The sequence below is a fragment of the Sporosarcina sp. Y1009 genome (assembly GCF_057669865.1).
Window position 1 is genome coordinate 15,570 of record NZ_JBYHFO010000013.1, and the last position, 25,256, is coordinate 40,825.

The 25,256-nt window shown below is 40.8% G+C and carries 24 protein-coding genes; 23 read left to right on the forward strand and 1 reads right to left on the reverse strand.

Annotated features, from left to right (window positions below; translation table 11 throughout):
* Window positions 1-91 precede the first annotated feature (91 nt).
* The 3 genes from AC25Y1_RS14505 (at window position 92) to AC25Y1_RS14515 (ending at window position 3,231) form a co-directional block, all read left to right on the forward strand.
* Entirely contained in the window at window positions 92-1,582 is a 1,491-nt protein-coding gene (locus AC25Y1_RS14505) for an MFS transporter (RefSeq protein WP_488148715.1), read from the forward strand.
* 95 nt (window positions 1,583-1,677) lie between these two features.
* On the forward strand, window positions 1,678-2,697 hold the full coding sequence (locus tag AC25Y1_RS14510; RefSeq protein ID WP_488148716.1) for a ThiF family adenylyltransferase: 1,020 nt from the start codon (window positions 1,678-1,680) through the stop codon (window positions 2,695-2,697).
* Window positions 2,698-2,712: 15 nt separating this feature from the next.
* Window positions 2,713-3,231 (forward strand): MogA/MoaB family molybdenum cofactor biosynthesis protein, encoded by a 519-nt coding sequence (locus AC25Y1_RS14515; protein WP_488148717.1) that lies wholly within the window; start codon window positions 2,713-2,715, stop codon window positions 3,229-3,231.
* Window positions 3,232-3,459: 228 nt separating this feature from the next.
* Here the strand turns inward: AC25Y1_RS14515 and moaC are convergent, their stop codons facing one another.
* The gene (moaC, locus tag AC25Y1_RS14520) at window positions 3,460-3,954 is read right to left on the reverse strand and encodes a cyclic pyranopterin monophosphate synthase MoaC (RefSeq protein ID WP_488148718.1); all 495 of its coding nucleotides are present in this window, start codon (window positions 3,952-3,954) and stop codon (window positions 3,460-3,462) included.
* A gap of 65 nt (window positions 3,955-4,019) precedes the next feature.
* On the opposite strand from moaC, the gene AC25Y1_RS14525 reads away from it, so the two are divergent.
* From AC25Y1_RS14525 to AC25Y1_RS14620, 20 genes are all read left to right on the forward strand, one after another.
* A complete protein-coding gene (locus AC25Y1_RS14525; RefSeq protein ID WP_488148719.1) occupies window positions 4,020-5,267 on the forward strand; it encodes a molybdopterin molybdotransferase MoeA in 1,248 nt (415 codons plus the stop codon).
* Window positions 5,264-5,761 carry a molybdopterin-guanine dinucleotide biosynthesis protein B gene (gene mobB / locus AC25Y1_RS14530; protein ID WP_488148720.1) on the forward strand — a complete coding sequence of 166 codons (498 nt, stop codon included), beginning with the start codon at window positions 5,264-5,266 and terminating at the stop codon, window positions 5,759-5,761. The genes AC25Y1_RS14525 and mobB overlap by 4 nt, the downstream gene beginning before the upstream one ends.
* Before the next feature lies 1 nt (window position 5,762).
* Entirely contained in the window at window positions 5,763-6,209 is a 447-nt protein-coding gene (locus tag AC25Y1_RS14535; RefSeq protein ID WP_488148721.1) for a molybdenum cofactor biosynthesis protein MoaE, read from the forward strand.
* Complete coding sequence (gene moaD / locus AC25Y1_RS14540; RefSeq protein ID WP_488148722.1) at window positions 6,206-6,439, forward strand: molybdopterin converting factor subunit 1; 234 nt, start codon at window positions 6,206-6,208, stop codon at window positions 6,437-6,439. The genes AC25Y1_RS14535 and moaD overlap by 4 nt, the downstream gene beginning before the upstream one ends.
* Complete coding sequence (gene mobA, locus AC25Y1_RS14545) at window positions 6,436-7,005, forward strand: molybdenum cofactor guanylyltransferase (protein WP_488148723.1); 570 nt, start codon at window positions 6,436-6,438, stop codon at window positions 7,003-7,005. Before moaD ends, mobA begins: the two co-directional genes overlap by 4 nt.
* Before the next feature lie 4 nt (window positions 7,006-7,009).
* Window positions 7,010-8,020: a GTP 3',8-cyclase MoaA gene (moaA, locus tag AC25Y1_RS14550; protein ID WP_488148724.1), complete on the forward strand. Its 1,011-nt coding sequence runs from the start codon at window positions 7,010-7,012 to the stop codon at window positions 8,018-8,020.
* A gap of 29 nt (window positions 8,021-8,049) precedes the next feature.
* Window positions 8,050-9,012 (forward strand): 2-hydroxyacid dehydrogenase, encoded by a 963-nt coding sequence (locus AC25Y1_RS14555; RefSeq protein ID WP_488148725.1) that lies wholly within the window; start codon window positions 8,050-8,052, stop codon window positions 9,010-9,012.
* Window positions 9,009-9,296, forward strand: coding sequence for a hypothetical protein (locus tag AC25Y1_RS14560; protein ID WP_488148726.1), 288 nt, complete (start codon window positions 9,009-9,011; stop codon window positions 9,294-9,296). Before AC25Y1_RS14555 ends, AC25Y1_RS14560 begins: the two co-directional genes overlap by 4 nt.
* Window positions 9,297-9,983: 687 nt before the next feature.
* Window positions 9,984-11,699: a biosynthetic-type acetolactate synthase large subunit gene (gene ilvB, locus AC25Y1_RS14565; RefSeq protein WP_488148783.1), complete on the forward strand. Its 1,716-nt coding sequence runs from the start codon at window positions 9,984-9,986 to the stop codon at window positions 11,697-11,699.
* A complete protein-coding gene (ilvN, locus tag AC25Y1_RS14570; protein WP_488148727.1) occupies window positions 11,696-12,211 on the forward strand; it encodes an acetolactate synthase small subunit in 516 nt (171 codons plus the stop codon). The genes ilvB and ilvN overlap by 4 nt, the downstream gene beginning before the upstream one ends.
* 35 nt (window positions 12,212-12,246) lie before the next feature.
* Window positions 12,247-13,275, forward strand: coding sequence for a ketol-acid reductoisomerase (gene ilvC, locus AC25Y1_RS14575; RefSeq protein ID WP_488148728.1), 1,029 nt, complete (start codon window positions 12,247-12,249; stop codon window positions 13,273-13,275).
* The gene (locus AC25Y1_RS14580; protein ID WP_488148729.1) at window positions 13,262-14,812 is read left to right on the forward strand and encodes a 2-isopropylmalate synthase; all 1,551 of its coding nucleotides are present in this window, start codon (window positions 13,262-13,264) and stop codon (window positions 14,810-14,812) included. Before ilvC ends, AC25Y1_RS14580 begins: the two co-directional genes overlap by 14 nt.
* Window positions 14,813-14,849: 37 nt before the next feature.
* Complete coding sequence (gene leuB / locus AC25Y1_RS14585; RefSeq protein ID WP_488148730.1) at window positions 14,850-15,950, forward strand: 3-isopropylmalate dehydrogenase; 1,101 nt, start codon at window positions 14,850-14,852, stop codon at window positions 15,948-15,950.
* Window positions 15,951-15,967: 17 nt separating this feature from the next.
* Window positions 15,968-17,377 carry a 3-isopropylmalate dehydratase large subunit gene (gene leuC, locus AC25Y1_RS14590; RefSeq protein ID WP_488148731.1) on the forward strand — a complete coding sequence of 470 codons (1,410 nt, stop codon included), beginning with the start codon at window positions 15,968-15,970 and terminating at the stop codon, window positions 17,375-17,377.
* A gap of 21 nt (window positions 17,378-17,398) precedes the next feature.
* A complete protein-coding gene (gene leuD, locus AC25Y1_RS14595) occupies window positions 17,399-17,992 on the forward strand; it encodes a 3-isopropylmalate dehydratase small subunit (protein ID WP_488148732.1) in 594 nt (197 codons plus the stop codon).
* Window positions 17,993-18,007: 15 nt separating this feature from the next.
* The gene (locus AC25Y1_RS14600) at window positions 18,008-19,018 is read left to right on the forward strand and encodes a threonine ammonia-lyase (RefSeq protein ID WP_488148784.1); all 1,011 of its coding nucleotides are present in this window, start codon (window positions 18,008-18,010) and stop codon (window positions 19,016-19,018) included.
* A 138-nt stretch (window positions 19,019-19,156) separates the two neighbouring features.
* Window positions 19,157-19,954, forward strand: coding sequence for an aspartate dehydrogenase (nadX, locus tag AC25Y1_RS14605; protein WP_488148733.1), 798 nt, complete (start codon window positions 19,157-19,159; stop codon window positions 19,952-19,954).
* Window positions 19,955-20,083: 129 nt separating this feature from the next.
* Window positions 20,084-20,773, forward strand: coding sequence for a hypothetical protein (locus tag AC25Y1_RS14610; RefSeq protein ID WP_488148734.1), 690 nt, complete (start codon window positions 20,084-20,086; stop codon window positions 20,771-20,773).
* Window positions 20,774-20,792: 19 nt separating this feature from the next.
* On the forward strand, window positions 20,793-21,818 hold the full coding sequence (locus AC25Y1_RS14615; RefSeq protein WP_488148735.1) for a hypothetical protein: 1,026 nt from the start codon (window positions 20,793-20,795) through the stop codon (window positions 21,816-21,818).
* 144 nt (window positions 21,819-21,962) lie between these two features.
* Window positions 21,963-25,247 carry an ATP-binding protein gene (locus AC25Y1_RS14620; protein WP_488148736.1) on the forward strand — a complete coding sequence of 1,095 codons (3,285 nt, stop codon included), beginning with the start codon at window positions 21,963-21,965 and terminating at the stop codon, window positions 25,245-25,247.
* The last annotated feature ends 9 nt before the right edge of the window (window positions 25,248-25,256 follow it).

Sequence of the window (25,256 nt, forward strand, 5' to 3'; positions counted from 1 at the left end):
ATTAATATAAGCATAGTAACAGCTTTATAATTAAATTAAGCAATCAGTCAAGACAGATTGCTCAAATCTATAGATAGAGTAGGTGGGTTGATTGATAAAAAAAGTACAACTACCATTACAAACATTAAACTGTATGGTCGGATTTATGGTTTGGGTTCTCATTTCTTCGTTACTTCCATTTATTGTGGAAGATATAACGATACCCCCTGAACAATTAGCAATTGTTACTGCAGTTCCAATTGTACTTGGATCTGTTTTGCGAATTCCATTTGGTTATTATGCAAATCTGATTGGTGCACGCTTGATCTTTTTAATTAGTTTTATTCTTCTGCTATTCCCAGTTTTCTACATAAGTGCGGCATCTTCAATGCTTGATCTTATCATTGGAGGAACTTTCCTTGGAATAGGAGGAGCGGTGTTTTCGGTGGGTGTTACATCTTTACCTAAGTATTATCCTAAAGAAAAACATGGGCTCGTTAATGGAATCTATGGTATCGGTAACATAGGAACTGCTGTATCAACTTTTGCAGCGCCAGTTATCGCAACACAAGTGGGTTGGTCAATGACTGTTAAACTTTATTTGATTCTATTACTCATTTTTGCAGCTTTGAATTTTTTTTTCGGTGATAAAAATGAAGTCAAGGTAGTCACACCGATTGGCGAACAAATAAAGGGCGTTTATAAAAATGAAAAGCTTTGGTTTTTCTCTTTGTTTTATTTCATTACGTTTGGTGCATTTGTTGCGTTCACAGTATTCTTACCCAACTTTCTCGTCAATTATTTTGGAATTGAAAAAGTAGATGCGGGTATGCGTACTGCAGGTTTTATCGCAGTCGCAACATTTTGTCGTCCAATTGGAGGATGGCTTGGAGATAAATTCCCACCATTAAATTTACTCATGGTAACTTTTGCTGGTCTAACGGGTGCCGCAGTCGTTCTTGCATTCTCGCCGTCTATTGGTTTGTATACGGTAGGAAGTATGATTATTGCAGTTTGTGCAGGGACAGGGAATGGCCTTATATTCAAGCTAGTACCGATGTATTTTAATAAACAAGCCGGTATTGTTAACGGAATTGTTTCAATGATGGGTGGATTAGGCGGTTTTTTCCCACCGCTTCTATTATCAGCTGTCTATTCCATGACAGGATCATACTCCATTGGATTTATGGCATTCTCTCAAGTTGCACTTGTCAGCCTTGTACTCGTCATCTGGCTATATTATATGGATAGACTCAAGGTTGCAGCAGAAGTATTCGATTCAACAGGTCAAGGTATTGTTGTAACAGATCCAACGGGTACCATTCAAACTGTGAACCCAGCATTTACGAGATTAACTGGCTATACGGAAGATGAAGTTGTCGGTAGAAATCCAAAATTTCGAAGTACTGGCAGGCAGTCCGCAGAATTTTACACAACAATGTGGGGGCAAATTGGTCAAGAAGGTCTGTGGCAAGGGAAGTTGTGGAATAAACGAAAAAATGGCGACGAGTATTTGGAGCTGTTGTCAATTAGCGCAGTGAAGGATGATTCAGGTGATGTCATACGTTACGTAGGGACATTTACTGATGTAACGCCGGAGTGAGTTTGATGTAGTTCAATATGCTTTGGTCCTATCAGATTTCCAAAGTGATTCTCTTAATTACCAAAACTTGAATTTCTAGAAAGGGGTGGGTGAGGATGCAAAACCGGTATTCAAGACAGACGCTTTTCAATCCAATTGGTGAAGAAGGACAACTCAAGATTCAACAATCGACGGCTTTGCTCATTGGATGCGGAGCGCTTGGGACGGTGATTGCAGAAACGCTCACTCGTGCTGGAATTGGGAAACTTATCATTGCGGACCGGGACTATGTGGAGCCTTCGAATTTGCAAAGGCAGCAATTGTTTACCGAACAAGATGCCATCGACGGAACCCCGAAAGTAGTCGCAGCAAAGCGGCAATTGAAAACCATACGACATGACATTGAAATTGAAGCGGTTCTTAATCACATCGATGGACCGTTATTAGAAGAACTTGCAGGAAATGCCGACATCATTCTCGATGCAACTGACAACTTTGAAACACGGTTAGTCATAAATGATATGGCATGGAAACTGAATATCCCATGGGTATACGGTGCTTGTGTAGGCAGTTCAAGTACTGTTTTCCCTTTTATACCAAGTGAAACAGCGTGTTTTCGTTGTCTTTTACCAGTGATGCCTGCAGTGAATGAAACTTGCGATACCGCCGGAATTATCGCGCCAGCTGTTCAAATTACAGCCGCACACCAAAGTGCAGAAGCGTTGAAATGGCTTTCGGGCAATTATGATGCGATGCGGAAAAAACTGCTTACATATGATGTTTGGAATAACACAAACGTCGAGGCGGGTATCGGGCGGCTGAAAAACGATCACTGTCAAACATGCGGCCCTAAGCCGATATTCCCATCATTAATGGCAGACAGCGGAACGAACTTCGCTGTGCTTTGCGGACGAGATACAGTTCAAGTAATTCCAGAGAAAGAGCGTGTTCTATCATTAGTAGATGCAGAAAGAGTAGCCAATCGACTGGGTAATCCTTATAAGAAAACGCCTTATTTCATTGAAATGACTTCAGACGGCTATCGCTGTATTTTATTTGCGAATGGTAGGCTTTTAATTCATGGATTGAAAGATATTCAGACTGGACGGAAGATGTATCATCATTTTTTCGGGTGAAGAGGAGAGGTAGTATTGGCAAAAGAGCATGAATATAATCAAGAAAAACAGCTCGTATTTTGCGTGCTAACGACGAGCGACACAAGAAACGTTTCAAACGACCGAGGCGGTTGGACGATTCGTCAAAAACTTGAAGCAGCGGGCCATAAGATTTTTGAAACGTGGATTTGTCAAGATGATAAAATGGAGATCGAGTCGATTATAGAGGAATGGTTACGGAATCCAAACGTCAATGGAATTATTACAACAGGCGGAACAGGACTTGGAATTCGCGACGTAACACCGGAAACCATCGAACCCTATTTCACGAAAAAAATTGCTGGATTCGGAGAACTTTTCCGCATGATTAGCTACACAGAAGACGTTGGATCGAAGGCATTATTAAGCCGAGCAGAAGCGGGGATTATCAATGACAAAGTCGTCTACATGCTCCCAGGTTCAGTAAAAGCAGTAGAACTAGCAATGGACAAACTAGTCATACCGGAATTGCACCATATTGTTCATGAAATTACGAAACACTTAATAGATGATTAAAAGCGACAGTCCGCTAAAATAGATTCGATGGAACTGCTTCCTTGAGGGTGAAGGATACTGAGAAACCCTCATTGTAAAGTGGAATCTGTAGTTGATTGGAGTGGAGGGCGGCGACGAGGAGGCTTGGCGCTCGCCCGCAGGAAAGCGTCCGCCCGCAACGGAAATCACCGATTTCGCACCGATTTTCAAGTTGAATAAAAAAATCACTTTACAAGCCTGATTAAGTTCTCAATCATCCAAACGCTTATAATCCCCGTTTTTACCACCCGTTTTTTCAATTAACATCGTTGGCCCAATCACCATTTCTTTACCAGCGGCTTTGCACATATCATAAATCGTAAGTGCAGCGGCTGAGGCGGCGGTCAATGCTTCCATTTCGACACCTGTCACCCCTTTTGTTTTCACTTCCGCGTAGATGATTACCTCATAGATAGATGCTCGTTCATTAATGACCCATTCAAACTGAACATCAATCCCTGTAAGTGGAAGTGGATGACACATCGGAATGATGGTTGAGGTGTTTTTAGCGGCCATAACAGCTGCAATCTGTGCAACACCCAAAACATCGCCTTTTTTATTAGTACCTTCTTTAATTTGACTGTAAATCGTTTCATTTAACATAATGGAAGATTTTGCGATCGCGGTTCTAACAGTGATTGCCTTATCCGAAACATCAACCATTTTAGCACGACCCTGTTCGTTGAAATGTGTTAGTTTAGACAAAATAATCATTCCTTTCAGCGTAACTTAACTTTATTATACCAGATGATAATTAGGGAGGAATTATAATGAGAAAACCTATTCCAGTAGCGAAAGCAATTGAACTCGTCATAGAACACGCACAACCGATGGGGGTAGAGAAAATTGCACTTGAACATACATATGGTCGGATTTTAGCCGAACCAATTATTGCAAAGCATGATGTTCCACCGTTCAATCGATCACCCTATGACGGATTTGCGGTGAGAGCAGCGGATACAAATGGCGCTTCGGGGGATAACCGAATAGCCTTCAATGTCATCGGTGAAATTGGCGCAGGGCATGTGGCAACACAGAAGATTAGCAAAGGCGAAGCGTATCGAATTATGACAGGCGCACCGATTCCGGAAAACGCGGACGCCGTTGTGATGTTAGAGCAAACAGTGGAGCAACAAAGCGGATTCACACTTCGAAAATCGTTTTCTTCGGGTGAGAATATATCGTATCAAGGTGAAGATGCAAAAGACGGTGAGACGCTAATTGAAAATGGCGCATTTATCCATCCCGGAACTATCGCACTCCTCGCAACGTTTGGCTATGCAGAAGTTCAAGTTGCCAAGCGTCCCGTAGTCAGTATATTGTCAACAGGCACTGAGCTTTTGCGTGTTGATGAAAATCTCGCACCCGGCAAAATACGAAATTCCAATGGACCGATGATTGCGGCTCAGCTAACGAGAATGGGACTCGAACATAAATCTTACGGCATGCTCGAAGACAATTTGGAAGCTTGTACGAATATGGTTAAGGAAGCGCTTGCCGAAACGGATATTGTCATCACGACAGGTGGTGTTTCGGTTGGGGATTATGATTATTTACCGGCTATTTATGAACGACTCGGTGCGAAGGTTTTATTCAACAAAGTAGCGATGCGTCCAGGTAGTGTAACAACTGTCGCCGTTCTTGAAGGGAAGCTGTTATTTGGGCTATCCGGGAACCCATCCGCTTGTTTCACTGGCTTTGAATTGTTCACGCGGCCAGCGATTCTCCGAATGATGGGTGCAGAAAAACCGTATATGCCGCGCATGAAAGCTGTACTCGGTGAAGATTTCACAAAGCCGAATCCATTTACACGTTTCGTTCGCGCAATTTGGGAAATGACCGAAGAAGGGCCTGTTGCAGTACCGGCAGGGTTTAATAAATCCAGTGCGGTTTCATCAATTGCACGCGGAAACTGCATGATTGTTCTTCCTAGTGGAACTCGAGGATATTCAAAAGGGATGGAAGTGGATGTCTTATTATTAGGTGTTGAACAAGGCGTCGACAAATGGGAGCTATGAAAACACTACACATCGTAGGCTTTAAAAACAGCGGTAAAACGACGCTCATCACGCGCTGGATTCGCTTGGCGAAAATGCAAGGGCTAACGGTTGCGGTGCTAAAACATCACGGGCATCCTAGCCCACTTGAGATGCCGAACTCGATGACTGATTCCATGCAATTCTTAACAAGCGGTGCAGACGTCTCAGCTGTCTCCGGCGGCGGAGCCGTTCAGTTTCATATGAATGAAGAACTCGATTTCCGGCGAATGAAAGAAATAGCGACAATCGGAAATCCTGACATTTTACTCATAGAAGGATATAAGGAAGAACTAGGAGAAAAAGTTGTGCTCAGTAGAAGTCAATCTGACTGGACTGAATTGAAAAACTTACCTAACATCCAACTTATTGTTGAGCAGAACGACACCAAAACTGATTTTCAACCAGTACTAGCTCGATCAGATAAAGAACAACTCGATAGCTGGTTCCTGAACTGGCTCGAGGAGGGGGTATAAAGTGAAACCATATGAAATTGTTGAAACACCAATTGACATACAAAAATATGCGGATTACGTCCTCCATGCAGGTGCAGGTGCCGTGACCATTTTTACTGGGAATGTACGTGAGTGGACACACGGGGTTCGGACCTTATACTTAGCTTATGAGGCTTATATACCGATGGCCGAGAAAAAACTAGCGGAAATTGGTGGAGAGATGGAAGAGAAATGGCCGGATATCAAAGTGGCTATTGTCCACCGCATCGGAGAACTGAAGATATCAGATATCGCAGTGCTAATTGCAGTCTCCTCGCCGCATCGAAAAGCAGCATATGAAGCCAATGAGTATGCTATCGAGCGGCTAAAAGAAGTCGTCCCGATTTGGAAAAAAGAAATTTGGGAAGACGGCGAAGAGTGGATTGGGTCTCAAAAAAAATATCCTAGTGAAGGGAAGATGCCGAATTGATTAATGTACATTATTTTGCACGTCTTCGTGAACTAACAGGGAAATCTGAGGAAACGATAAACCAGGAAACGATGACTGTTCAACAATTACTCGATTGGGCAGAAGACACGTATCCTGGATTTGGAAAAGACATGATCCATGTGGCAGTGAATGAAGAATACGCCTTAAAAGACGATGTCATTCAATCTGGTGATGTTTGTGCATTTATTCCGCCGGTGAGTGGGGGATGAAAACTGTAGGTATCGTCCTAGCGGGCGGATTATCCAGGCGTTTTGGTTCCCCTAAAGCATTCGCACGGGTTGAATCTAAATACTTTTATGAACGGGCAATCGAAGCTTTAGAACCTTTTTGTGATGAAGTCGTTGTTGTGACAAGGGAAGAACTGGTTGATCGTTTTCAAAGCGGTGTAAATACGATCACCGACTTGCCGATGGTAGCTGGATTAGGTCCGCTCGCGGGAATTTATTCAGCGATGGAAGCAATTGATGCAGACATATACGCAGTCCTTCCATGTGACATGCCTTTTGTGGATTATAGTATAATGAATAGAGTTAGACAGAATCATAAAGGGAGCGTAACGGCTGTTCAGGCAGCGGAAAAATATCATCCACTCGTATCGGTTTGGAATAAAGTAACGAAAAAACCGATACTGGACGCTCTATTAGCTGAACAGCTTAGTGTAATGAAATTATTGCAAGATCTGGATGTCACTTGGGTTAATGGAAATAACCTTGTAAGTAGTGGAAAACCTCTATTTACAAACATAAATAGGCCGATTGACTTGGAAAGGTGCTGAGAAGATGGAAGCAATTCTAGATAAGCTTGGCCGACCGATTCGAGATCTTCGAATTTCAGTTACAGACCGCTGTAATTTCAGATGCACGTATTGTATGCCGAAGGAAGTTTTCGGTGATGATTATGTTTTTTTACCGAAAACTGAACTGTTGTCATTTGAAGAGATTGAACGATTTGCGAAATTATTTGCATCGCTCGGCGTAGAGAAACTTCGTTTAACGGGCGGTGAACCTTTAATGAGAAGAGACCTACCAGTTTTAATTGAAAAGCTCTTAAAAATTGAAGGCATTAACGATATTGGATTGACGACAAATGGGGTTCTCCTCCGCCAATATGCACAGCCGCTATATGATGCGGGGCTGAGGAGATTAAATATGAGTCTGGATGCACTGGATCCTGAAATTTTCGGGAAGATGAATGGACGTGGCATTAAACCGGATTTCATTTTAGCGAATATTGAACACGCGCAAAAAATCGGGTTTGAAATTAAAGTGAATATGGTCGTACAAAAAGGTGTCAATGAAAGTGAAATCCTCCCAATGGCAGCTTATTTCAAAGCGCGTGGGATTATGCTCAGATACATCGAGTTTATGGATGTCGGAAATGATAATGGTTGGAGTTTTGAACAAGTCGTTACTAAAAAAGAAATATACGAAATGCTAAAAGAAGTCTATGAAATCGAACCAACCGACCAACATTATTACGGTGAAGTTGCAAAGCGGTATCGTTACAAAGACAATCATGCAGAAGTTGGTTTTATCACATCTGTTTCAGAATCATTCTGTTCATCATGTACGCGTGCGCGTCTTTCTTCAGACGGTAAATTCTTTACTTGTTTATTTGCTTCGGAAGGGTTTGATCTCCGTGAATTAATAAGAAATGGCCTAACAGATGACGAATTACTTGAGAAGATTACAAATGTATGGGAACGTAGAGTAGATCGTTATTCCGATGAGCGGACCGAACAAACCGCAAAAAACCGCAAAAAAATCGGTATGAGTTACATAGGCGGATAGAATATTTTAGAAAATAGGGGGAATATTTTTTGAAACCAATTATTTATATCACAAGAAAATTACCAGATGAAGCAGTTGCACCTTTGTTGGAAAAGTACACAGTTCGTATGTGGAAATCAGCGAGTGAGTCGGTTCCGCAGGATATCTTATTGAGAGAAGTTGCCGAAGCAGACGCACTATGGTCGGTTTTAGCCGATAATATAGATAAGGAAGTCTTCGAGGTAGCAACTAAACTAAAAGTTGTCTCTAACTTAGCAGTGGGCTTTAACAATATCGATGTTGAAGCTGCCAAAGAAAAAGGCGTCGTCGTAACGAATACGCCAGATGTTCTCACTGAAACAACAGCAGATCTAGCGTTTGCACTTATTTTAGCTACCGCGCGTCGAATTACTGAAGCAGAAACTGAACTCCGTAAAGGGAACTGGAAGTCATGGTCTGTTATGGACTTCACTGGCATGGATGTGGGCGGTGCTACATTAGGGATCATTGGTATGGGAAGGATCGGAGAAGCAGCTGCGCGCCGTGCAAAAGGTTTTAATATGCGTGTGCTCTATCAAAACCGTTCACGTAAAGTTGAAGCGGAAGAAGAACATGGTTTTGAGTATGCGGACTTAGATACACTACTAACAGAGTCCGATATCGTTCTTATTTTTGCGCCACTGACTCCGGAAACCAAAAACATGATCGCAGAAAAAGAACTTGCGAAAATGAAGAAAACAGCCATCCTCATCAACGTTGCACGAGGCGGCATCGTGAATGAAGAAGCCCTTTATCATGCGTTAAAAGAGGGGACAATTTGGGCAGCGGGTCTTGATGTATTTGAAGTTGAACCAATTTCAATGGATCATCCATTACTCACATTGCCGAATGTAACGGTCTTACCACATATCGGTAGCGCCAGCATCCGAACCCGCCACGCCATGATGAAAATGAATCTACAAGCCATTAAAGATGTATTAGAAGGACAAGAGCCGGAAAATAGAGTTGTTTGATTAGAAGTAAAAAATATAACCGAGTGCCTGAACGATTTATTGTTCAAGGTGCTCGGTTTTTTCTTGTTTACAACGTTTATTTTCGCGCCAATTATTCCCGTGAGCAATTGCTTGCACATTTAGGTAGTTTGCTTGCAGTAAGTAGAGACTTCCTTGCGCTCAAAGTATATTTCCTTGCAGGTAGTAGGGGTTTCCTTGCACTTAAATCAATTTGCTTGCAAGTCGTGACCTTCGACTCATCTGTAGCGCCACCACATTTGCATTGTTTTCTACATGACACTTAAATCTAATTAGGTATTCAACACTTATAACTCTCCGTCACAAATCATTCACAAAGTACAGCAACAATTCGAAATGAATACATTCCATTGGCCCAATCCTACAAAAAAGTGAAAAACATTGAAAAAAGATTGAAAATATTTAAGGGTGTCGCACCAACAATGAAAGCGGATACAGTCAGTTTTATTATTTAAAATTAACACGCAATTATAAAGAATCTGTTGACGTAATCAAAAATACGCGGTAAGATAACAACAATCCAATCGAGTTCGTGATTTAATTCACAAACAGTTGGGCCTTGAATTGTCAGGTAAGTCACTTAATTGAATAGTAAACCCAAATCGTTGATGAGGTAAAAGGAAATAGACCCATGTATTACTAGAGAGTCGGTATTGGTGGAAGCCGGCAATACATCTATTTGCGACATCCCCTCGGAGAGAACTGCTGAAAAGGAAACTGACTAGGTTGTTCCGGGCGTAATTTTACGCTCGTTATAAAAGGATAGCTACGGCTATTCAAGAGGTAGCGTTAGCGCTACGAACTAGGGTGGTACCATGAAAAGCTTTTTCATCCCTCGTAAAGAACATGTTTCTTTGCGTGGGATGAGAAAGCTTTTTTATATTAAATAAATTAGGTCAGGAGGAGTTTGGTAAATGAATACTGGAGGTCAAGCCATGCAAGAGCTTACTGAAATGCCAGCGGAAAAAGAAGTACAGCCAAAACAATTGAATGATGGGTCTGCAGTACTCATTCAAGCTTTGAAAGATCAAGGTGTCGAAGTGATTTTTGGTTATCCGGGTGGAGCAGTTTTACCGATATACGACGCCTTATACAAAAATCCGATTAAACATATTCTTGCCAGGCACGAACAAGGTGCAATCCACGCAGCAGAAGGATATGCGCGTGTATCCGGAAAAACCGGAGTCGTAATTGCAACATCAGGACCGGGAGCAACCAACTTGGTGACAGGTATTACAGACGCATATCTGGATTCATTACCTTTAGTCGTTTTCACTGGTCAAGTTGGGCAAGAAGTTATCGGAACAGACGCCTTTCAAGAAGCAGACATTATCGGAATTACACAACCAATTACAAAACATAATTATCAAGTAAACGATATAAAGGATTTTCCGAGAATCATAAAAGAAGCTTTTCATATCGCGTCAACAGGACGAAAAGGGCCGGTGGTCGTAGATATACCCAAAAACATCGCGGCCGGATTATTTGATGAAGAAAAGCATGTAGACGAGGAAGTGAACTTGCCGGGCTATCAACCGACGATAAGACCAAACTTCCTACAAGTTCAAAAAGCAGCACAGGCCATATCAAATGCGAAGAAACCACTTATATTAGCAGGTGCAGGTATTCTCCACGCTGGGGCGATGGATGAATTGAAAGAACTTGTTGAAAGACATCGCATACCTGTCACGAATACATTACTCGGTTTGGGTAGCATTCACGGAGAACATGAACTGTTTCTGGGAATGGCAGGCATGCACGGAACGTACACGGCGAATATGGCTATCACCGAATGTGACTTGCTTATCAATATCGGTGCACGATTCGATGACCGACTTACTGGAAACTTGAATTTATTTGCACCGAATGCAAAAGTTGTCCATATCGACATTGATCCAGCTGAAATCGGGAAAAACGTACCGACGGAAATTCCGATTGTAGCTGATGCCAAAGAAGCGCTAAAAGAATTAATGAAACAAGAAATTACATCACCGGTATCTGCAGATTGGATAGCTCATTTAAAAGGTGCACATAAAGAATATCCGCTTTGGTATATAGAAGATAAAGAACATCTTCTACCGCAGCAAGCGATTCAAATTATTCACCGTGTGACAGGTGGCGATGCCATTGTCACAACAGACGTTGGTCAACACCAGATGTGGACGGCACAGTATTATCCACTGAATAATCCAGATCATTGGGTGACATCAGGTGGGTTAGGAACTATGGGCTTTGGATTCCCAGCAGCAATTGGTGCACAGCTAGCAAAACCAAAAGAACGAGTTGTTGCAATTGTCGGAGATGCAGGTTTCCAAATGACTGCACAAGAACTATCTTTACTACAAGAACTCAGAATACCTGTAAAAGTCGTAATATTAAATAACCAAGGTCTAGGCATGGTACGCCAGTGGCAAGAAACGTTTTATGAAGAACGGTATTCCCAATCGCTAATCCCTGTACAACCTGATTTCGTTAAACTCGCAGAGGCATACGATCTAAAAGGGTATCGCATCAACACACTGGAAGAAGCAGAAGCCGTTTTCGAAGAAGCATTGTTATCCGACGAACCAGTTCTCATCGATTGTCGCGTGAAGCAATTAGAAAATGTATACCCAATGGTTATTCCAGGAACGGGATTACATGAAATGATTGGAGTGAGCGGTAAATGAAAAGAGTTATTGCTGTAACAGTCATTAACCAAAGCGGCGTACTGAACCGTGTGACTGGGCTGCTCATGAAGCGACAATTTAATATTGAAAGCATGACAGTTGGTCATACCGAACAAGAAGGAATGTCGAAGATGACCTTTGTCGTAAATGTTCCAGACGAAAGGAAAATCGAACAACTCGTTAAACAACTTCAAAAACAAATCGATGTCATTAAGGTAGACGACATAACGGACAAATCGATTGTTATGCGGGAACTAGCGCTTGTAAAAGTCATATCACCACCGCATATCCGAAGTGAAATGAACAGCATTATTGAACCGTTTCGGGCGACCGCCATCGATATCGGGAAAAACGTAGTGACTTACCAAGTGACTGGCAATCCTGAAAAGATTGAGGCATTTATCGATTTGATAAAACCGTACGGCATTAAAGAACTAACAAGAACCGGCGCTACAGCGTTTGTGCGAGAAACACAAAAGGTTCATTCACCTCAGTTATCAATATTAAAATAAAAAATAGAAAACAACCTACTAGGAGGAAATTTAAAATGGCTAAAATGTATTATAACAACGATATCGATGAGAGTGTTTTACAAGGAAAGAAAATTGCAGTAATCGGATATGGTTCACAAGGTCATGCACATGCACGAAACTTGAAGGATTCAGGATTTGACGTAGTCGTTGGTGTACGTCAAGGGAAATCTTTCGACCAAGCAAAAGAAGACGGGCTGGATGTTGCATCCGTTAAAGAAGCTGCAGAACAAGCAGATCTAGTGATGGTTTTACTACCAGATGAAAGACAAAAACAAGTATACGTAGATGAAATTGAACCAGCATTAAAAGCAGGAAAATCACTTGTCTTCGCTCATGGATTTAACGTCCACTTTGATGAGATTAAACCACCGGCAGACGTTGACGTATTCCTTGTCGCACCAAAAGGTCCTGGACATCTTGTCCGCAGAACATTTGAAGCAGGCGCTGGTGTTCCGGCATTGTTCGCAGTTTATCAAGATGCTTCAGGAAAAGCACAAGACGTAGCACTTGCTTATGCAAAAGGAATTGGTTCCGCGAGAGCAGGCGTTCTTGAAACAACATTTAAAGAAGAAACTGAAACAGATTTATTCGGAGAACAAGCAGTTCTTTGCGGTGGAACGACAGCACTTGTAAAAGCTGGATTTGAAATTCTTGTCGAGGCAGGGTATCAGCCAGAACTTGCTTACTTTGAAACGCTCCATGAACTAAAACTAATCGTTGATCTTATGTATGAAGGCGGTCTATCAGGAATGCGCTACTCGATTTCTGACACAGCGCAGTGGGGAGATTATGTTGCAGGTGACCGCATTATCGATGCAGGAACGAAAGACCGTATGAGAGAATTACTTTCTGAAATTCAATCAGGTGAATTTGCAAAAGGATGGATTGAAGAAAACGAAACAGGACGTCCAAACTTTAACGCAATCACTGAAAAAGAAGAAAAACATGAAATTGAGGTTGTCGGTCAAAAACTTCGTGAAATGATGCCTTTTGTGAACGCAGGTAAAAAAGAGAAGGAAGTGGTGACGAGTGCGAAAGATTGATGTATTCGATACGACACTACGAGACGGTGAACAAGCAGCGGGCATTAATTTAAACACAGCTGAAAAGCTAGAAATTGCTCGTCAGCTAGAAAAACTAGGGGTAACAATCATTGAAGCAGGATTTCCTGCTTCATCCCCTGGTGATTTCCAAGCTGTTCAGAAAATTGCGGATACGGTTAAGAACTCTACTGTAACAGGGCTTGCACGGACAATGAAAAGTGATATTGATACGACATGGGAAGCACTTAAAGGTGCAGAACAACCTCATATTCATACATTTTTAGCGACTTCACCCATCCATATGCAATATAAACTTATGAAAACACCAGACCAAGTGGTAGAGCTTGCGGTTGAAGCTGTCAAATATGCAAAGAAAAAGTTCCCGCTTGTCCAATGGTCAGCAGAAGATGCTTTCCGGTCGGATCCAGAGTTTCTTGTTCGAATTGTTAACAAAGTGATTGCGGCAGGTGCAACGACCATTAATATTCCAGATACTGTCGGATATGCAACACCAATGGAATACGGCGCACTGTTTAGATACTTGAAAGAGAATGTAACCGGAATCGACAAAGTTAAACTTTCGGCGCATTGTCACAATGATCTAGGGATGGCAACTGCGAATACAATCGCTGCGATTGAAAACGGGGCCGACCAAATCGAAGGAACAATAAACGGCATTGGTGAACGTGCTGGTAATGTTGCATTAGAAGAGATTGCGGTCGCACTTCACGTTCGAAAAGATTTTTATGGTTTTGAAACCGATATTAAGTTAAAAGAAATTAAGCGAACGAGCCAACTAGTTAGCCAGTTAACGGGAGTTGTAATTCAACCGAATAAAGCAGTCGTCGGTAAAAATGCATTCGCTCACGAATCGGGTATTCATCAAGACGGCATGTTGAAAAATCCAGAGACTTATGAAATCATTACGCCAGCATTAATTGGAGAAAGTGAAGTTCCATTGGCTCTTGGAAAACATTCCGGAAGACATGCATTTAAAGATCGCTCGATTAAAATGGGCTTCGAATTAAGTGATGACAAGTTAAACGAAGCATTTATCGAGTTCAAAAAGTTAGCTGACCGCAAGAAAGAAATTACAGAAGATGATCTATTTATACTCTTCACGGATCAACAAATTCAAAGTTCAGATACACCAGTTTATCAGTTAACAAATGTTCAAATACAATATGACAAAAACAACGTCCCAACGGCAACCGTATCAGCAATCGCGCCAAGTGGAGAAGAAGTGAATAAAGCAGCTACTGGTGCAGGATCAGTAGAAGCTATCTTTAATACCTTAGAAGAACTGGTTGAAGGTGAAGTGCACATACTCGATTATCGCGTGACTTCAATTGGAAAAGGCAGAGACGCGCTCGGAGAAGCAGTTGTTAACCTTAGTGTGGACGGTCAGGATTCAACGGGTCGTGATGTTGCGCAGGATGTACTTGAGGCATCTGCAAAAGCTTACTTAAATGCGATTAACCGTCAACTCATTAACGCAGGAGTTCGAGAAAAGAAAGAATCAGTTTCAATTAGTTAAAAATCTACGGACAAAAAAATAAGGAGGAGAGCTTGATATGAAAAAGAGAATAGCAGTTCTACCAGGTGATGGAATCGGTCCAGAAGTAACGGAAGCAGCAGTTAAGGTGCTACAAATTATTGGAAGACGATTTAATCATACGTTCGAGTTTGGCTACGGATTGATTGGCGGAGCAGCAGTCGACGAGCATAATTCCCCACTTCCAAACGAAACAATAGAGCTTTGTCAAACGAGTGATGCCATTCTTCTTGGTGCAGTAGGTGGCCCGAAATGGGATCAGCAACCCACTCATTTGCGACCTGAGAAAGGTTTGCTTGCCATTCGTAAGCACTTTGATTTATACGCGAATTTACGACCTGTAATGGCTGTTCCATCTTTACTTCATGCTTCTCCTCTAAAAGAAGAAGTGGCGAAAGATGTCGATATGTTAATCGTCCGTGAGTTAACGGGTGGTTTGTATTTCGGGCAACCGAGTCAACATAACGATAAGTCTGCGCTTGACACACTTGTTTATACAAGAGAAGAGATTGAACGTATTGTTGTGAAGTCCTTTGAATTAGCCAGATTACGACGTAGTAAAGTAACATCTGTCGATAAAGAAAACGTCTTGGAATCGAGCAAACTGTGGCGTGAAGTTGTAGAAGAAAAGAAAAAACAATATCCCGATATCGAAGTCGAGCATATGTTGGTTGACTCAGCGGCGATGCAGCTTGTCACAAACCCAAGTGCATTCGATGTAATCGTAACAGAAAATATGTTTGGCGATATTTTAAGTGATGAGGCATCTGTCATTACCGGTTCTTTAGGGGTACTTCCTTCAGCAAGTATTGGCCGCGATGGATTTGGGCTTTATGAGCCGGTTCATGGAAGTGCGCCAACGATTGCGGGCCAAGGAAAGGCAAATCCTGCTGCGACAATCTTATCCGCTGCAATGATGTTGAAATATTCTTTCGGTATGGAAACAGAAGCTGCAGCTGTCGAAAAAGCGGTCAATGTCGTATTTGAAGATGGATTCTACACAGCTGATTTGGCTTCAGAAGGTGATCGTGTTTTATCAACAGAAGATTGGACAAATAAAGTTGTTGAGGAACTTGATATACAGTCCGTCAGTAACAGCATCATGTTTACGTACAACTAATATAGAGGGGGAGCAAAATGGCTAAAACAATTATCGAAAAAGTTTGGGATCAGCACGTCGTTTACGAAGAAAGTGGTAAGCCGGACCTGCTCTATATCGACCTTCACTTATTGCATGAAGTTACGTCGCCTCAAGCTTTTGAAGGATTACGTATTGCAAATCGAAAAGTGCGTCGTCCGGACTTATGTTTTGCGACGATGGATCATAATATTCCAACACGAAATTTACCGACAATTAAAGATCCAATCGCGAGAAAACAGGTTAATACGCTACAAGAAAACTGTGACGAATTCGGAGTTCCGCTTGCCAATATGGATCATCCCGATCAAGGAATCGTACACATTATTGGCCCGGAGCTTGGCTTAACACAACCTGGAAAAACGATTGTTTGCGGCGATAGCCATACATCGACTCACGGTGCTTTTGGAGCGATTGCATTCGGAATTGGTACGAGTGAAGTTGAACATGTTTTATCCACACAGACATTATGGCAAGCTCGACCGAAAACAATGGAAGTACGTATTGCTGGAGAACTTGGATTTGGCGTAACCGCTAAAGATATTATTTTAGCGATCATTGCGAAATTTGGAATCGATATGGGAAATGGTCATATCATTGAATTTACAGGTGAAGCCATCCGTAATTTAACAATGGAAGAGCGAATGACAGTTTGTAATATGTCTATCGAAGCAGGTGCGAAAGCTGGCTTGATTAGCCCTGATGAGACGACAATTTCATATTTAAAAGGTCGTAAATATGTTCCGACAGGGAAAGAATTTGACGAAGCGGCAACGCAGTGGCTTTCATTCGCAACTGATGAAGGCGCACAGTACGATAAAGTCGTTGAAATCGATGCAAATGAAATCGAACCTTTCGTGACATGGGGAACTAACCCATCAATGGGTTCAGGTATTTCAAGTCATGTTCCTTACGCAACTGATTTTAGTTCGGATTCTGATAAAGAGTCATTGAAAAATGCACTTGAATATATGGGACTAGAAGAAGGAACGCCATTAACGTCAATCGCCATTCAAAATGTATTTATTGGGTCTTGTACAAATGCTCGGTTAAGTGATTTGCGTGCCGCGGCAAAAGTAATTGAAGGTCAAAAAGTTCATGAATCAGTGACGGCCATTGTCGTACCTGGGTCACGAACGGTGAAAAAACAAGCAGAAGACGAAGGGTTAGACAAAGTATTCCTTGAAGCAGGATTCGAATGGCGTGAATCGGGTTGCAGTATGTGTTTAGCGATGAATGATGATGTTGTTCCAGCAGGCGAGCGTTGTGCTTCAACATCTAACCGTAACTTTGAAGGAAGACAAGGCGCGGGTTCACGAACGCACTTGATGAGTCCATCAATGGCTGCCGCAGCTGCTGTAAAAGGACGTTTCGTAGATGTACGAGAAATGAATGCAGTTCATGCTTAAACTATAAAGGAGGTTAAACAAATGAAACCAATCAATAAAGTAGAAAGTGTCATTACACCGCTTGATCGAACAAACGTTGATACAGACCAAATTATATCTAAAGAATTTTTAAGACGAATTGAGCGAACAGGCTTCGGGAAATATCTATTTTATCACTGGCGTTTTGATGCAGATGGTAATGAAAAAAAAGACTTTGTCTTGAACGACAAACGGTTTAAGGATTCCAATGTATTAGTAGCTCACGAAAATTTTGGTTGTGGATCTTCAAGAGAACATGCACCGTGGTCTCTGTTGGATTATGGGTATAACGTTGTTATTGCACCGAGTTTTGCGGATATTTTTTATAACAACTGTATGAAAAATGGATTGCTACCCATTGCATTGTCAGTAGCTGAAGTTGAACAGATTCTTGAAAAAGGTCAAGATGCACCTTATGCAGTTCAAGTCAATTTAGAAAATCAAACGGTAACAACTGAGGACGGGGAAGCTTATTCTTTCTCAATTGATCCTTATTATAAACAAATGCTATTAAATGGTTGGGATGAAATTGAGTTAACTTTCCAATATGAAGACAAGATTAAAGCATATGAAGAGCAACAGAAGCAGTTGGTGTAAATCGGAACAAATAGCCTGACTAATAGAGGAGATGGTGTCGTTGGGGATTTATATAGCACAGCACGATTATTCGAGGCAGTTGAAAGATTAACGGACGTCGTTCATAGAACGCCCTGCAAAGAGTCACAAACCATAAATGAGTGGGCGGATTCTACGGTTTATATGAAATTAGAAAACCTACAAAGAACGGGTTCATTTAAAATTCGTGGCGCCTTTAACAAGATTTCACAATTAAGTGATGAGGACTGTGTGCGCGGATTAATTGCTGCATCTGCAGGAAATCATGCGCAAGGCGTTGCACTCGCAGGGCGTGAAAGAGGCGTACCGATAACTATTTTTATGCCTAAAACAACACCGGATACCAAAATTAATGCAACACGGAAATATGGCGCAAATGTAAAATTAGTAGGACAAAATTTTGATGAAGCCTATCTTGCAGCGCGCGAAGAACAATTGGTAACAGGTGCAAGTTTCATCCATCCATTTGATGATTTGGCGATTATTGAGGGGCAAGCGACTGTTGCCATGGAAATGCTGCAACAGCAACCTGAAATGGATACGATCGTCGTTCCGGCCGGTGGTGGCGGCCTACTCGCGGGAACAGCACTGGCAGTTAAAACAATCCGTCCTAGCGTGAAAGTAATAGGTGTTCAAGCATCCAATTCGCCAGCCATTGCTCACGTCTTCAAAGGGGTTCGCAACACGAACTTGCCATTCTTACCTACAATTGCTGAAGGCATTTGCGTAAAGGAACCTGGCAAGCTAACGATGGATATCATCCGTAATTATGTGGATGATGTCATTACAGTAACGGAACAAGAAATATCTTCAACGATTCTTTTCATGCTGGAAAGAGAAAAGTTACTCGTTGAAGGAGCTGCCGCTGCAGCAATCGCAGCAGTCGTGAACAAAAGACTGCCGGTTTCATCCAAGAAAACGGGTGTCATTGTAAGTGGTGGGAATTTTGATTTGAGTAAACTAAGTGAATGCATGGGGCAGCGTATAAGTATGGTTCAAAATTTTTAGTAGATGAATTGAAAACAAACTACCTAACAAAGAAATTATGCTAGGTAGTTTTTTTACGCTTATGAAAAATTGGAATTTAAGAATATATGATACACTAGACAAAGAATAGAATAAGCAGGTAGATGCAATCTAAAAGAGGTGTGTTACTTGAAAATCGGGTTGATTGGCTGTGGCGCAATTGGAAAGTTTTTATTGGAAAAGTTGAATCGTGAAAAAAAATTTTCTGGCTATCAAATCTGCGCAGTTTTAGATGAAAGACCTTCTTCGTCAGTGAAATTACAGCGTCTTTCTGAGACCTACGGCTTTACGAACTATCAGGATATAACTGAATTTCTACAATCAGATATTGAACTCGTTGTCGAATGTGCCAATATCGAAACAATCACAAACTATGCAACACAAATTATCAAGAAAAAAGATTTACTTCTAATCAGTATAGGAGCCTTGGCTGATTCATCGTTATACAGCGAATTAATAACAGTATCTAAAACAAATGATCGAAAAGTTTATCTTCCAGCAGGTGCAATTGGTGGATTGGACATTATAAAAAATGCGAATATTATGGGCGGCTTGCATAGCGTTTCCTTGGTGACACGGAAGCCTTTCACTGCTTTTTCAGATAAACTATTCGAAGAAGAATCAATATTGTTTGAGGGATCAGCTAAGAACGCGATTCGAAAATATCCACAAAATGCAAATGTAGCCATTGTCCTTTCTTTAGCGGGTATTGGAATTGAACGAACTTCCGTAACAATAATTGCGGACCCAAAAGTTACGAAAAATAATCATACAATCCATGCATTGGGTGATTTTGGTGAACTTGAGCTGACGGTTCAAAACAATCCTTCCCAAGACAATGCGAAAACAAGTTATTTAACTGCATTAAGTATATTTTCAGCGCTAAAATCATTAAATGACCAAATTGTCATTGGATAATAGGCATTCTTATACACCTTCAACGGGTGTATTTTTTTATCTAAAAATTAATTATAATATTCTTAACTTAACCGATTCTTAACCTTCATTGAATAGAGTAGGGATGAATAGAACTTTGGAGGTGCTTTTTTGAGGAAAATCAGTATATTATTAGCTGTTTTATTTTTAAGCATACTATTAGCGGGTTGTATATCAATTCCGCTTGGCGATGGTGGGAAATTAGAGGTGTCGAAAGACGGGGTAAGTATTGCAGAAGGTGAAGAAGAAGGAGTTGAAAGTGAAGTAGACGAGGTTGAAAGTGATGGAGGGGTGGACGCTGAAGCTGAAGTAGAAGGAACAAACGATGAGGAATCTACCGCAGATGGCGGAGAAACGGACGAAGGCGAGTCTGAAGAAGTAGTAACTGGTTCATCTAGTTGTGCTGAGCCGATTGAGGATACAAGAGGGAATGATAGGGCATTAAAACAACTTGCAGAATTAGCACCGCCAAATTTCCCGTTACCTGACTGTACGATAATAGGAACCATGACAGAGGGTTATTATGAAGCTTATGAGGCGGTCACCTTAGATGCCTATTTTACTGTGGAAGGTTACTGGGCAGACATATTTGACTTATATGTGGGTTATCTAGAGGATACCGGATTTGGACCCCTATCAAAGCATGAAAAGGCAGAAGCAATGACTGCATCGCTAAAAGGGAAATCGTCTGATTATGATGCGACATTAGAGTTCCGTCAACTAACTAGAGATGATGGAATAGAGTTGGTAGAGGTCAGATTGATACTTTATCATTACGACACACCGCAGGATGAAGAATGATGGATTGGAGGCACAGTAAATGAAAAGAATACTATCGTTAATGACGATATTTCTTGCGATTTTGTTAATAGCAGGTTGTGTTTCGATTCCAATGACTGACGGGGGAAGTATAGAAATTTCAGCAGATGGTCTTACAGTTATTCCAGGTGATGATAAAGAAGAAGAGGCTGATATTGTTGAAATCGAAGAAGAAAGTACTGGAGAAGCAAATGCGTCTACGAATGATCATGAGGGCACTGAAGATGAAGAGATAGTAGATGGAGACAACGGAAGTGAGAATTCAGAAACTAGTGATGAAAGTACAGAGTTTGCTAGTGGAGAAGGCTTGGGAGGTTGTGCACATGAATTCTATCTACTGAAAAACCGTCTTCCAGCTGGATTTCCAATTCCGGAGTGTGCGTATGTCACAAGTATCGGCATCGTTGAAGATCGAATGGATAACTCACGAGCGATTGCCGCTCAATATCAAAACTTTGGTCCACTTAAAGATGAACATGAGAATATGAAATCCTTTTTTTTAGGTGAAGGTTATACAGTTAAGACGGAAGAAGTCGGCGTTCTTTCTGTTGAAAAGAATGGTATAGAGATTACTGTCACCAATGAGGATGTAGGATCTGATTCCCTCTTAACAGGTATACAATATATCGAATCGCCTATTATCCAGTACCAAGTGACTGATTCTTTTCTAAATCTAACGTCAAAAGGGCATGGCAAATGTTCTGATGAATATTACACATCCTTAAGTTTGTTACCTGAAGGTTTTCCATTAGTGGAATGTGCCAAGACATTATTCATAGAAATCGAAAATTTCGATTCCGCGAGTAATCATGCAGCATTCTATGAAGTGGATGGGATGTGGGCAGACCATTACAATGCATTTGTAGCCTATGCAGAAGCAAATAATTTTGCAATCACTCAAAATGAAGGGGTAGCAACTCAAGGCGAATTGAATTATACAGACGGAAATACGAACGTAAATGTCGCTGTAGAGAAAATTGATAATACCAAAGCGAATATTCATCTGTTCATATCCAAAAGTCACTAGTCATAAGATTGAAAACCCTTTTCTAATTATAGGAAAGGGTTTTACTCATTAATATTTTAAATATTAGTTATTAAGACATCTGTTGTCATGTATAATAGATGTAACTTTCAGAATATTAAAATCAACTTGAGTGGGGGGGATTATATGTTTAGAAAAAGAATGTTTTCTATTCTTATGCTGTTTTTGATTGTCGCTCTCTTTACATTTAGTCACCCTACTTATTCATTTAATGGAGAAGAGCAACAGATTAGGCTAACTCCCAGTAGTAAAGAAGTAAAAGTTTACGAGAAAATGTTCATTCTACAGGACAAGGAAAAAGTATTAACAATTGATGATGTTGTTAAAGAAGAAACCTTTAGTCGGTTCACGCAAACAAAAAAAGGAATTCCGACCTTTGGGTATATCGATTCTGTTTATTGGGCGGCTTTTCAGCTAGAGAATACATCCGATATTGAAGATTGGTACCTAGAAATTAGTTATCCGCCTCTTGAAAAAGTGACTAGTTATAGCGAGACATCCGAAGGTAACTTTGAAGAAAATATACTCGGTCAAGCTTATCCCTTTCATCAACGTAAAGTATCCCATCGAAATCACGTCTTCGATGTGAAAATTCAACCTGGCGATTCAAGGCGAATCATCCTTCGAATCGAAACAGGGGGTTCCATGCAACTTCCTGTTATTTTATGGGGAAAAGATGAATTTATAAAGAAAACACAATTGGAATTTATTTATTTGGGTATTTTCTATGGTGCGCTAATCTCAATGGCATTGTATAACTTATTTCTATACTTAAGTTTGCATCATCGAAGTTATTTATATTATGTACTCGTAATCATGGGTTCAATCTTTGCGAATGCAGCAATGAACGGGCTAGGTTTTCAATATATATGGCCAGATATTCCTTGGTTTAATCATCGATCAGCCATTGTCTTTATAGGTTTCGGACTCATTTCGTGTATCTTATTTACCGAAAGCTTTCTCGATACGAAACGATATCTACCACAATTTAAGAAGATAGGTAGAATGCTTATCATATTAAATGCATTGAACCTATTTATCGTTTTTTTCATATCATATAAAATTGCGCTTAATGCAGTCATCCCACTTATGCTGATATCTATTTTTACAATTATAGGAGTCGGCTTAATTTGTATGCAAAAAGGAGCTAGACAGGCACGTTTCTTTTTGATCGCATGGATTATTTTTATTTTAGGTATAGCAATTTCTGCATTAGCTGACGGAGCCTATATCCCGCTAAACTTCTGGTCGAAATACGCTGTTCAAATCGCGGCCACGCTGGAAGTTATTCTATTATCATTAGCGCTAGCTGACCGTATTAATATTTTGCGACTCGAAAAAGAGACCGCTGAACTTCAAGCGAGAAGGAGCCAAGCAGAAGCTGTGGAAAGTTTAAAACGCGCTGATGCCATAAAAGATGAATTTCTTGCGATTACGTCGCATGAATTGCGAACACCCCTTTACGGAATTATTGGGATAGCAGAATCACTTCGAGACGGTGTAGAAGGAAAAGTAACAAATTCAATGGATCATCAATTGTCCATGATCAGTAGTAGCGGAAAGCGACTCACGAATCTTGTCAATGACATTCTTGACTTTGCGAAGTTAAAGCATAATTCAATTGAAATAAAAGTGCAGCGCGTCAAATTGCATGAAATGATCAATATCGTCCTTGCGATTTGTAACCCTTTAGTGAGAGGGAAGTCTATAAAGATTATAAATACCGTACAAGAATCATTACCTACTGTTCGAGCTGATCAAGATCGGCTTATTCAAATTCTATATAACTTGATTGGAAATGCCATTAAATATACAGACCATGGAATGATTACGATTACTGCGAAGCAGCTAGAAAATTACTTAGAAATATCGATTATAGATACCGGAAAAGGAATTCCAGAAAGCAATTTACCGTCAATTTTCAACTCTTTTCATCAAGTCAATAACACAGATCAGAGGGAGGTCGGGGGAACGGGCATAGGACTTAGCATCACAAAGCGACTTGTTGAGTTGTTAGATGGAGAGGTAATGGTGGATTCTAAACTAGGGGTTGGATCGACATTTAGCTTTACGCTGCCGATTTACGAAAAAGTAACGACGAATGACGAGGTTGCAAGTAGCCTTGCAGTCGACGGATTTGTCGCTGCATTTTTGCCGAGTGCCCCTATAGAGAAATTACCCTCCAAAACGGCTAAAGGAACCTTTTCAAAGATTCTAATTGCAGATGACGAACCCGTAAACTTACAAGTTCTGATTAATAATCTAACATTGGAAGGTTATGAAGTTGTCGCTGCATCAGATGGGGAAGAAGTCCTTTCGATTATGAGTAAAGGTGAATTTGATTTATTAATCGTCGATGTGATGATGCCGAAGCTTTCTGGTTTTGAAGTGACAAAAGAATTAAGAAAAAAATATAGCTTAATGGAACTCCCGATTCTCATGTTAACTGCAAAAACGCAGTTGTACGATAGGGTAACTGCTTTTGAAATGGGTGCCAACGATTATCTTGCAAAACCTTGTGATAAAGAAGAACTTCTTGCGCGAGTTGAAACACTTATTAGCCTAGGTAAATTGAATAATGAACTCACGGCTATTAATCGTTCACTCGAAGAAATTGTAAAAGAGAGGACATCTGCGCTTGAAGAAACGAATACGGATCTTATCCTTGTCAATGAAGAACTGAAAAATATGGAAGAGTCCAGAGCGTTGCTATTATCCAGTATTTCTCACGAGCTAGCGACTCCGATTACATTAATTCAAAACTATATTCAAGCCGTACAAGAAGGCGTTATTCAAGAGGATAATCCGCGCTATTTAGAAATGGTTCAAGAGAAATTAAATATGTTAAATCGATTGACAAAAGATCTATTTGAATTATCCAAGTTAAAGTCAGCGCACATCAGTATTAATTTGAAAGAGATGAGATTTGCTGAGTGGTTTGGACAGTTAACGAATGGGTTGTTATATGACTTACAACGAAGCGGGAGAGAATTCACGCACACGGAAATTGACGATAAAAGGGCAGTGATTACCGGGGATGTGGATCGATTAAGCCAAGCTTTTTCTAATATTATTTGGAATGCTGTAAAGCACACATTACCAGGGAAGGGCAAGATAACGCTCGTTGCAAAAATTATTGGAAACGAAATGATTGAATCTGATTGGAAAGTGTCTATTCGAATCTCGGACAATGGATTTGGAATTCCGACAGAAAGTTTGCCATTTATTTTTGAACGTTATTATCGAGGAAATGGGGGTCCGACAAGTTTAGATTCAAAGGGCACTGGATTAGGTTTAGCCATCACAAAGGAAATAATATTATTGCATAGTGGAACGATTGATGTCGAAAGTGAAATTGGGAAAGGGACCACATTTACTATCGAACTACCACTAAGGGCAAATAGGAAATGATTGGAGGGC